Origin of the sequence: Dysgonomonas sp. BGC7 (genome assembly GCF_001261735.1) — a bacterium.
Taxonomy (GTDB): Bacteria; Bacteroidota; Bacteroidia; order Bacteroidales; family Dysgonomonadaceae; genus Dysgonomonas.
Genome location: NZ_CVRP01000013.1, coordinates 159,563 through 171,454, shown reverse-complemented (window position 1 = coordinate 171,454; position 11,892 = coordinate 159,563). Strand labels below are relative to the sequence as shown.

At 37.0% G+C, this 11,892-nt stretch carries 5 protein-coding genes; all 5 read left to right on the top strand.

The window, feature by feature from the left end; translation table 11 throughout:
- Positions 1–384: 384 nt before the first annotated feature.
- Complete coding sequence (locus BGC7_RS12965) at positions 385–2,556, top strand: polysaccharide lyase 8 family protein (protein ID WP_050702024.1); 2,172 nt, start codon at positions 385–387, stop codon at positions 2,554–2,556.
- Positions 2,557–2,585: 29 nt separating this feature from the next.
- Positions 2,586–3,470, top strand: coding sequence for a glycoside hydrolase family 16 protein (locus BGC7_RS12960; protein ID WP_050702023.1), 885 nt, complete (start codon positions 2,586–2,588; stop codon positions 3,468–3,470).
- Positions 3,471–3,521: 51 nt separating this feature from the next.
- The gene (locus BGC7_RS12955) at positions 3,522–4,751 is read left to right on the top strand and encodes a glycoside hydrolase family 88 protein (RefSeq protein ID WP_050702079.1); all 1,230 of its coding nucleotides are present in this window, start codon (positions 3,522–3,524) and stop codon (positions 4,749–4,751) included.
- Between the two features lie 61 nt (positions 4,752–4,812).
- Positions 4,813–8,154 carry a glycoside hydrolase family 2 TIM barrel-domain containing protein gene (locus tag BGC7_RS12950; protein ID WP_087880076.1) on the top strand — a complete coding sequence of 1,114 codons (3,342 nt, stop codon included), beginning with the start codon at positions 4,813–4,815 and terminating at the stop codon, positions 8,152–8,154.
- A 597-nt stretch (positions 8,155–8,751) separates the two neighbouring features.
- Positions 8,752–11,892, top strand: coding sequence for a SusC/RagA family TonB-linked outer membrane protein (locus BGC7_RS12945; protein ID WP_050702021.1), 3,141 nt, complete (start codon positions 8,752–8,754; stop codon positions 11,890–11,892).

Sequence of the window (11,892 nt, the reverse complement as noted above, 5' to 3'; positions counted from 1 at the left end):
ACAAAGTAAGCCTAAGTTAGAATATCTTTTGTTAAGTGTAACAATAAATTTATACAAAGTGAGGTGTAGAGATAAAAATAGCCCTATTTTGGGACAAAATTACCCGTTGTAGTCTTGCCTAAAAGATTACTTTTGGTCATTAAGTACTCTACTGTGGAAGCTGCCGGATAAATAGATTTCGCCAGTAATATCAAAATAAATATTGAGAAACACACAATTGATGATGTGTATTTATATCTTGTTTCTAGTTGTGGGAATTTCTAAATCCTTCTCTCAGTATTTTACATATAGTGAAGGTGAATCAATAGGAGAATTCAATAAATATTTTTGTAAACAGGCTATAAGTATAATAACAACTCATAAAATTATAAACCCTCTAATTAAATGAATAGGTATAACTCTGCAAGATTAGTTCTTTTACTCGCATTATTAATTATAACCGCAACCGGAGCATTTGCAAAACAGGTACAAAAGGCTGATTCTGCGGGTATCTTTGAACTCATAATGGATAGAGTCAGAGAATCTCATTTGACTACAGATAATTCTAAATTAGAAGACTCTGTTGTCAGATACTCTGCAAAACTGCAAAAGGACGGACGTTTTAAAGATATTAACTATTCGGATAGGGCACAGACAGCTTGGACACCTCTGGCACATCTCGATAGATTGGGCAATATGGTTGCTGCTTATGTGAAAGTAGGTAATAAGTATTATCAGAACGAAAAGCTATATGCGGATATTGTATCTGCTCTTAATTTCTGGTATGATAAGCATCCTACAAGTACCAACTGGTTTATGCAGCAGATTGCAGCTCCCCAACGTATGGGAGTTTTATTGATATTGATGAAGTCAGGAAAAAAGCAATTGCCTGTAGATTTAGAGAATAAGCTCATTGTAAGAATGGAGATTGATGGCAACCGTCCTGATCAGCATGGTTCTTTAGGAACAGGTGCTAATAAGATGGATATAGCTACCCATTGGATATACAGAGCTTGTTTACTGAAAAATTCGGATATGCTTGGTTTTGCCGTAAATCAGGCCTTTTATCCATTGATGTTGACTGTGAACGAAGGGCTTCAACACGACTACTCGTATCATCAGCATGGAGACCAACTGTATATAGGGGGGTATGGTTATGTTATTGTAGAAGGTATGACTAAGTTGGCATCTTTTCTCAGAGATACTCCGTATGCCTTACCCGAAGAAAAGAAACACCTCTTGTGCAATTTCCTTCTCAAATCATATTTGCCTACAATCAGAGGACAATACTATTTGTATAATATTTTAGGCAGAGGGATCTCGAGAGAAGGTTCTTTAAACCAGGCTTCTTTTGCTGCCATATTAAGGCGAATGATATTACTGGATTCTGATAATGAAAAAATATATGCAGATGCAATCCAGAGACTAACGGGTAAGCAAAAAGCAGATTATGCCCTTACACCTGCCAGTACTCACTTCTGGCGGTCTGATTACACATTACATCAGAGACCAGCCTATACTTTTGATGTAAGAACGGCATCAATATATACCAGTCGTAACGAAAATGGAAATGGCGAAGGCTTGGATGGCTATTTCCTTACCGATGGAGCTACCACTATAGTTCGCAATGGGGACGAATATTATAATATATTTCCGGTTTGGGATTGGGCTGCCATTCCGGGTGTTACAAATCCGGCTATAAAAGAAATCCCTCGTCCAAGTCCATGGCAAACACCAGGAACAAGTGAGTTTGCGGGAGGAGTTTCTAATAATATATATTCCGTTTCTACATATGTACTCAATGACACTGCATATAATATAAATACATCAGCAAAGAAGTCATGGTTTATGTTCGATAATGAAATAATTTGTTTAGGTGCCGGAATAAACTCAGAGGCCAAAGAGAATATTCATACAACAGTAAACCAATGTTTACTCAAAGGAGATGTGGTTGCCAGTGAAAGAGGAAATGCAAAGCAGATTGCAAACAATACGAATCAAGGATATACCGATCTGTCATGGGTTTTACACGATGGTGTAGGATATTACTTTCCGGAGAAAAGCAGCATAACTGTGAGTAATCAGATCCAAATAGGGGCATGGAGTTCTATTAACACCTCTGCTTCGGATAGATTAATAGAGAAAGGTGTATTTAAGTTGTGGTTCGATCATGGAGTATCTCCACAGAATGACAAATATGCTTATTATATTATACCTGGTGTGAAGAGTGTATCGGAAATGCAAAAACATGACTATTCTCACTTATCAATATTGCAGAATACAGATGAAATTCAAGCTGTAGTGAATACAAAAGCAAATATTTTAGGAATTGTTTTTTACAAGCCCGGTAACTTCTCTAATGATTCTGTTTCTGTGACCGTAGATAAGGCTTGTGTACTCCTGATAAAGGGTTTTGACAAAGAAACACCGGAATTGTATGTTGCTGACCCTAGCAGAAAGGTGTCTTTGATAAAAATTGCTCTGAAAACACAGTTCGTAGATGCTCAGCAGGACTGTTCTTTTACTGTCTATCCTGATGCCTATGCCGGCTCAACAGTGAAATATACATTAAACTAATATTGTTATAAACTTAATACTTAAGACCGATGAATCGCATATTAATCTTATTATTTATCCTGTGGTGTCAGTTTGCGGGATGTTCTAATTCTAGTGATGAACCTCAATATCCGGAAGTAAATCCACCGACACCTTCTGAAGGAAAAATATACAAAGTTGGAGATGTTTTAGATTATACAGGACTAGAGAAGGTTTGGGGCGACGATTTCGCTTCAGGGACAATGGTAGATGAAACCTCTTGGACATATGAACAAGGGTATGTAAGAAATAAGGAAAATCAATATTATACAACTCATCGCACCGAAAATTGTAGAATCGAAGATGGCATGCTCGTTATAGAAGGGCGGAAAGAAGATCCTCTTTATCAGGATAAAGCACAGTACACTTCGGCTAGTATAATTACAAATAAGAAAAAATCGTGGAAATATGGTCGGTTTGAAATTCGTGCTAAAATTCCTGCGGGAAAAGGCTCATGGCCGGCATTTTGGATGAAAGGCGATAGCCAGAATACTGGATCTTCTTGGCCAAATTGTGGAGAGATAGATGTAATGGAATATGCAGGAAAGGATTCTAATATTATGATCCACAATGCTATTTACGGAGGTAGTGACGGTAAAGCGGTGCATTCGACTAAAAAATATAGTTATGGTTCTTCTCTTGCCGATGATTTCCATGTCTATAGTCTTCATTGGGATGAAAAGCAACTTGTGTTTGCTATCGACAACAAAGTGACTCATACGGTCGATCTTACACTTATTCCGTCTGCTCAAAACCCTTTTAACCAAAAGTTTTCTGTACTGCTCAACCTTGCTCTTGGGTCAGATGTAGCTTCTACTTTGGGCGGCCCTTTAGATCCGTCTATTTTGCCTATTAAATATTATGTGGATTACGTCCATGTTTATCAGAAGAAATAATAAATTGACTAATTCAATAAATAAAAGAAATATAAATTCATGGGATATAGTATGAAAAAGGTTTTTTTGTGTTTACTTACATTTTTTTGTGTTATAAATTTTTCTTGTACCAGTAAAAAGGAGATCTTTATAGCGGAGAATACTGATTTTGCAGTAAAACAAACACAATTGATGCTAGATAGAGTTGGAGAGCCAACAGGTAAAAACTATCCACGTACAATGAAAGATAATGGCGATTTGGCTGTTACCGGTATGTATGATTGGACTCCCGGATTCTTTCCCGGTTCATTATGGTATATTTATGAGTTAACAGGAGATACCATTTGGCGCAATCAGGCCGAAAAATGGACAACAACACTGGAACCTCTGAAAACATTTACCGGACATCACGATCTTGGCTTTATGGTTTACTGTAGTTATGGAAATGCTGAAAGATTAGCGCCTAAACCGGAGTATAAAGATATAATAATAGAAAGTGCAAAATCTTTATCTACCCGTTACGATGAACGTACCAAATCTATAAAATCGTGGAACTACCGTAAAGCTTGGAACGATACTACCGAGTGGTTTTTTCCTGTTATTGTAGATAATATGATGAATCTGGAAATGCTTTTTGCCGCATCTCAGTTGTCGGGCGATAAAAGATATTACGATATAGCTGTTACTCATGCAAACTCAACAATGAAGAATCACTTGAGAGAAGACTATAGTTCATATCATGTTGTAGATTACGACACCATTACAGGTAATGTAAAATATCAGGGAACATGTCAGGGATTCAGTGATAATTCTACGTGGTCGAGAGGTCAGGCTTGGATAATTTATGGCTACACAATGATGTATAGAGAGACAAAGGATAGTAAGTATCTGGAAACAGCAATTAAGACCGCCGATTTTTATCTTAAAAACTTACCTGAAGATTTAGTTCCTTTATGGGATTTCAATGTAGGAGAAGCCGGATATACACCCGAAGGAAAATCCTATGCAGTGACCTTCGAGGAGAAGTTGAAAGATGCTTCCGCTGCGGCCATAACTTGCTCTGCTCTTTTTGAATTAGGACAATTGGCGCAAAATAAGACTTATACAGAGACTGCTATAAAGATGCTTCACAGTTTGGCCTCTCCGGCTTATAGGGCTCAATTAGGCGAAAATGCCGATTTTTTGCTAATGCACAGCGTGGGGAGTATCCCTCATAAAGTAGAAATTGATAAACCTCTTACTTATGCTGATTATTACTTTTTAGAGGCATTGGTGAGATATAAAAATCTAAAAAAAGAATAAGTAGAATATGAAAAATAGACTGTTAATCTTTTGCACATCCATTTGTTTTGTATTTTCTCTGATGGCTCAGGATTTGCCGTATTGGAGAGACATAAATGTTCTCTCCGTAAATAAAGAGAAACCACGGACTTCGTTTATGACTTATGATAGTGAAGCAAGTGCTCTGAGTGGAAACTATGAAAATAGTAAATATTATAGACTGCTGAATGGGACTTGGAAGTTCTATTATGTTGATGGGTATAAGCAGCTGTCTGATAATATTACAGATGTAAATGTAGACCTCTCCAAATGGTCTGATATAAAAGTACCCGGTAACTGGGAAGTACAGGGTTTTGGTGTACCTATCTATATAAATCATGGTTATGAATTTAAACCGAGATACCCTATTCCTCCTCTCTTACCGGACGAAAATCCTGTTGGAGTTTATCGTCGTGAGATAGAAATTCCTGCCGATTGGACAGGGCGTGATATATACTTGCATATGGCTGGAGCTAAATCGGGTGTATATGTTTACATCAATGGCAAAGAAGTGGGTTATAGCGAAGATTCTAAGAATCCGGCCGAATTCTTGATTAATAATTATGTCAATGTAGGTAAGAATACTTTAGTGGTAAAAATATTCCGTTGGAGTACAGGCTCGTATCTCGAGTGTCAGGACTTTTGGCGTATAAGTGGTTTTGAGCGTGATGTATTTCTTTGGTCTCAGCCTAAAACCGCAGTAAATGATTTCCGTATAGTTTCTACGCTCGATGATAGTTACAAGGATGGTGTCTTCAAACTGGGGATAGATGTTAAGAATACATCGGCCAATAATAGTAGTGCAACTGTAAGTTATCGATTGCTGGATAAGGATAAGAAAGTTGTATTGTCTTCGTCCGATGCAGTACAGTTGCAGCCGAATTCTTTATCTACAGTTACATTCAATGGAGAAATAAAAGATGTGGCAACATGGACATCCGAATATCCCAATTTGTATAAACTACTAATCTTGATAGAGAAAGAAGGAAAGACAGAGGAGATAATTCCTTTCAACGTAGGTTTCAGAAAAATAGAGATCAAAGAGAGCAACTATGAAGTGAATGGTAAGAAACTTCGTTTGTTCTATGTAAATGGGCAGCCAATAAAACTTAAAGGTGTTAATATACATGAAGTGAGCCAATATACAGGTCATTATGTGACTCCGCAGGAAATGAAACGCAACTTTGAGCTGATGAAGCTAAATAATATTAATACCGTTCGTCTGAGCCACTATCCGCAAGATCGCAGATTTTATGAAATGTGTGATGAATTCGGGCTATATGTATATGATGAGGCAAATATAGAGTCTCATGGTATGTATTATACGATCTATAAAGACGATATGCGTAAAGGATCAGATGGTCATCTGGATGGAAATAAGAAAGGTACGTTAGGACAGAACCCTGATTGGCTTGACAATCATCTTTATAGGATTCGAAATATGTTCGAAAGGAATAAAAACTATCCATCAGTCACTATTTGGTCGTTGGGTAATGAAGCAGGAAATGGTTATAACTTTTACAACGCATATGTACTTCTCAAAGACTTGGATAAGAATCTGATGAATCGTCCTGTGTGCTACGAACGTGCTCTTTGGGATTGGAATACTGATATGTTCGTGCCTCAATATCCTTCGGCTGCATGGCTTGGAGAAATAGGAGAGAAGGGGGCAGACCGGCCAATAGTTCCTTCCGAATATGCTCATGCAATGGGTAACTCTACAGGTGACCTGTATGGGCAATGGAACATGATCTATAAATATCCTCATCTGCAAGGAGGGTACATTTGGGAATGGATCGACCATTCCTTATTAGCTCACGATAAAGAAGGTACTCCGTATTGGACTTATGGTGGTGATTATGGGGTAGATCAACCGTCGGATGGTAATTTTGTCGCCGATGGTATTATCGGGCCCGATCAAAAACCTCATCCTGCAATGGCAGAAGTAAAATACAATCTTCAGAATATAGGGTTTGAGGCTGTCGATTTATCTAAGGGTATAATTAAAATAACAAATCGTTTCTATTTTACAGATTTATCCAAGTATCAGATTAAGTACCGTATATATCAGAATGAAAAACAAATAAAAGAAACTATTCTCTCCTTATCGCTAGCACCTCAGCAGTCGGAAAATGTGACTATCCCTATTTCGGGGTTAAAGCAATTAGCAGGCACAGAATATTTCGTAAACTTTGAGGTTACGACTAAAGTTCCGGAGCCTCTTGTTCCTGTAGGGCATATTATTGCATACGATCAATTCGAATTGCCAATGAAAGGGACTAAAAAAGACTATCGCGAGTCAGGTAATCCGAAGCTTTCTTTCGCAGAGACAGAAGGTGTCATTATAGTTTCATCTTCTAAATTGAATTTCGTATTTGATAAAACAAAAGGTATAGCTACTTCTTACAAAGTGGATGGTACTGAATACTTTGATAAGGGTTTTGGAATTCAGCCTAATTTTTGGCGTGCCCCTAACGATAATGACTATGGTAATGGTGCTCCAAAGAGGTTACAGGTATGGAAACAGGCGAGTAAGAATTTTAATATTGCAAAGTGTAAAGCAGTTTCAGAGGGACAGAATATATTACTGCAAGTAGACTATTCTCTTCCTGCGGGCAATCACTATTTTGTAAACTATAAGATTTATCCGGGTGGTATAGTTAATGTTTCTGCCCGTTTTACTCCGATTGTTAAAGAGGAGGAAGTTGTGGCTAAATCGGAGGCTGAGCTTATGGCAACTCATACACCTCAGGCAGAAGGAGACAAGGTGCGCCGTTCTACTCTCGAAGTGCCTCGTATAGGTGTCCGCTTCAGGCTTCCTGTAGCAATGGATAATATACAATATTTTGGACGTGGTCCCGAAGAAAACTATTGTGACCGTTACAAAGGGACTCTGGTTGGTCTGTATAAAACAACAGCTTGGGAAATGTACACTCATTATGTAAGACCACAAGAAAATGGACATCGTACAGAAGTTCGCTGGATAGCTGCTACAGGGAATACAGGAAAAGGTCTTTTGGTACAGTCGGATAATCTACTTGGTTTTAACTCTTTGCGTAATTCTGTAGAAGATTTTGATGGACAGGAGGCTGATGCTCCATATCAGTGGAATAATTTTAGCCCTGAAGAAATAGCGAATAAGAAAGAATCAGATGCTAAGGATATTTTGCGTAAGCATACCCATATTAATGATATTAAACCGCGCGATTTTGTAGAAATCTGTCTCGATATGAAACAACAAGGTGTAGGAGGATACGATAGTTGGGGTGCAAGACCAGTTACGGATGCAACTATTTATGTAGATAAGGAATACAATTGGGGTTTCACTCTTATTCCTATCAATAAAGTAAATGAAATATCCAAGAAGGTCGGATTCTCATACTAATCATAGTGGCAAAAAGTATTAATTGATATAATTTTTGAATAAATAAGAGCGGCTATTGTCTATAGATCAGAGACAATAGCCGCTCTTTAAAAAATAGTTTGTAAATAAGTATCTTTTAATTAATAAAAGAAAAAGCCAAGAGACTATAATCTAGCTTAGGCTTATTGTAATTGAGAAATCAAGATCTCATATTATAGTCTTCTGTGTCTTTATTCAATAAAGTAGTGTTGCAAAAGAGAGTTTTTAAAGTCAAGATTGCCCTTATAATTTTTTGACATCTTAGGGAGTAGTGTATTTGATAATGTTCGTTAATTGTTTTAACGAATAATATCAGCTAAATAAGGTGAAATGACGTATTTGTACGATTTTATCCCTTTTTGTGGACAAGAAACCCCCTATCTCCGTTTAATTTATTTCAATATTTGCTTACATATTTTAACGAGTGCGGAATCTTGAATCTATTGAATTATTCACTTTGAATAATAATATATTGACCCAGATATGTGGAAAAATATTCTTCTATGTTATACTTTTTATAAAACAGTATATGAGTTTGTTAAATCTAATTAATTGTAAAAAAATTAAAATCTTAAGCCTATGAAAAAACGAGTCTTTTCATCGAAGATTCTTTGTAGAATAGGACTAATAATGGTCTTATTCTTGGTAGTACTTGAAGTTTTCCCTTCTTCTGTTTCGGGGCTGGCTCCGCAACAGGATGTAGAAGTTACTGGAACTGTAACTGACGGATCTGAACCTCTCATTGGTGCTACTGTTGCGGTAAAAGGAACTACTAAAGCTGTTCTTACTGATGAGAACGGTTATTTTAAATTAAGCGTTCCTGTAAAGTCCTATATTGTTATTTCTTATATTGGTTTTGAAACGAAAGAAATTCTGATTACAGAACAGAGTTCACTCCAAGTTCGACTTGTAGAAAACAATATTTTGGAGGAAGTTCAAATTATTGCTTATGGTGCACAAAAGAAGGTAACTATTACCGGTGCGCTTTCCTCTATTGGTAGTGAAGAGCTTTTGAAGACACCTGTTGGTAATATGACTACAGCTTTGATGGGTAAAGTAAGCGGTCTGGCAGGAGTGCAAGCTTCAGGGCAGCCGGGTGCAGATGATGCTAAATTATTCATTCGTGGTGTTGGGTCTCTGACTACAGGACTCTCCTCGCCTTTAGTATTAGTTGATGGGGTGGAACGTTCTTTCTCACAGTTAGATCCTAATGATGTGGAAGATATTACAGTATTAAAGGATGCTTCCGCTACTGCTGTCTTTGGTGTTCGTGGAGCCAATGGTGTTATCTTGGTTACTACTAAACGGGGAACTACGGGTAAATCACAGATTAGCTTTTCTACTTCTTATGGATGGCAAATACCATCTCGGATACCTGAGTTTGCAAATAGCTATGATTATGCATCAGCTTATGTTAACGCGCAGCGCCATGATGGTAAGAGCGAAAATGTTTTAGCCTTTTCCCCTTCTGTTATAGAAAGTTTTAGGACAGGTAGTGACCCTATAGTATATCCAAGTACCAATTGGACAGATATGTTGATCAAGAGCTCTGCCATGCAGACACAGCATAACTTCAATATTTCGGGTGGAACAGACGATGTTAAGTATTATGCGTCTTTGGGTGCATTTACTCAAGATGGACTCTTCAAAACATTTGAAAATGGTAATGATAAAGGTTTTAAATATAACCGTTACAATTATCGTATAAATATGGATATTAATTTGACAAAAACGACTTCTGTAAAGATCAACTTAGGAGGTTATTTAAATAATAAGCAAGAGCCGAATTATAATAATGGAACATATACAGATATAAAGTATTTGTTTCGGGATGTGTATACTGCTGTTCCATTTGCAGGAAGTGGTATTATTGATGGTAAGTGGATTATTTCCGATAGTAAGCTTTTCTCTGTAGGTAATTACTATGATGCCTTAAACTCCTATTATGGTAAAGGATATAATAACAGAACTCAAAATATATTAAACTTTGACTTTCAGTTGTCTCAAAAACTGGATTCATTTACAAAAGGACTGAAGGCCTCAGTAAAAGGTGCTTATAATAGTGGAGTTACTGTAACGAAACGTCGTGAAGGGCGAGTTGACAGATATGAAGCTTATTATAATACTGACCAGGAATTGACATTAAAGAAAACACAAGATTACCAAGTTTTAAGTTACAGTGAGTCTACAGGACAATCTCGGGATTGGTATTTGGAAGGAGCATTGGATTATAATAGAACCTTTGGAGATCATAGTGTTACTGCTTTAGCAATGTATAATCAATCTATGATCTATTATTATCCTAATAGCCCTTCCGAGTTTGCTGGAATTCCTCGTAGCTATGTTGGATTAGTTGGACGTGCTACTTATAATTATAAGGTGAAATACCTACTGGATTTAAGTGTGGGATATAATGGGTCTGAGAATTTTGCAAAAGGGCAACGTTTTGGTCTATTTCCTGCAGCATCATTGGGATGGATTGTTTCAGAAGAGAAGTTCTTCGAACGTATTAAGGATGTAGTATCTACTCTAAAACTAAGAGGTTCATATGGTATTGTTGGTAATGACAGGGTAAGTGATAACTCTCGATTCTTATATTTACCTGATAAATATTTAATAAGTTCTGGAAATTATAGCTTTGGAACCAATACTTCTACTTTAGTTCCTGGGGCTGCTGAGTCTACAAAAGGAAATCCAAATGTAACTTGGGAGACATCTGCTAAACAAAATTATGGTTTGGATGCAAGATTTCTGTCCGATCGTTTGAGTTTTAATTTTGATTACTTTATTGAACATCGTAAAGATATATTGTTATCTCGTTCTGTAAGCCCGGGCTATCTTGCTGTTACTCTACCTATTGCTAATATAGGGAAGGTGGATAATAAAGGATATGAAGTTAGTTTGAAATGGGATCATCGAATTAATGACTTAAGATATTATATCGGAGCAAATCTTTCTTATGCAAAAAACAAAGTTGTATTTATCGACGAAATTCAATATCCATATAGTTGGATGCAATCAGAAGGAAAGCCTGTAGGTCAGCAGTTTGGTTATGTCTTTGATGGGTATTTTACTGAAAGTGATGTTGCTAATTATGAGTCTCTCAAAGGAAAAGAAGGTGGTATCCCTGATCAGGGATCAGGATATATACCTCTTGCCGGGGATGTTATATATAGAGATCTAAATGGAGATGGAAAAATAGATGAAAAAGACCGTACAGCTATTGGTAAACCAACATATCCTCTATATACATTAGGAATAAATTTAGGATTTTCTTACAAAGGCTTTGATTTTAGTATGACATGGGCTGGAGCATTTGAGACATCCCGATTGTTGTCTTCAACATACCGTATTCCCTTTGGAGAGAGTAACAACTCCTCTCTAATGAAATATATGATAGATGAAGCTTGGACTCCGGAAAAGGGAAATGCTGCAAAAGCACCAGCTCTAACCTTTGTAAACAAGTCTCATAACTATTATGATTCTGACCTTTGGTTGAGAGATGCATCATATGTCCGTCTGAAGAATATGGAAATAGGTTATACACTTCCGGCAAAAGTTGTGAAAAGTATGAAACTGGGTTCTTTGAGAGTTTATGCGTCAGGATATAACTTACTTACATTCGATAAGTTGAAAGTAGCTGATCCAGAGGCTGACACAGATGGCCAAGTTTATCCATTGATGAAGATTATTAATTTCGGATTAAAGTTGGGCTTTTAA

Excerpts from the sequence above, each read along its gene's own strand:
- BGC7_RS12965 (WP_050702024.1), top strand. The coding sequence starts at position 385 with ATGAATAGGTATAACTCTGCAAGATTAGTTCTTTTACTCGCATTATTA.
- BGC7_RS12960 (WP_050702023.1), top strand. The coding sequence starts at position 2,586 with ATGAATCGCATATTAATCTTATTATTTATCCTGTGGTGTCAGTTTGCG.
- BGC7_RS12955 (WP_050702079.1), top strand. The coding sequence starts at position 3,522 with ATGAAAAAGGTTTTTTTGTGTTTACTTACATTTTTTTGTGTTATAAAT.
- BGC7_RS12950 (WP_087880076.1), top strand. The coding sequence starts at position 4,813 with ATGGCTCAGGATTTGCCGTATTGGAGAGACATAAATGTTCTCTCCGTA.
- BGC7_RS12945 (WP_050702021.1), top strand. The coding sequence starts at position 8,752 with ATGAAAAAACGAGTCTTTTCATCGAAGATTCTTTGTAGAATAGGACTA.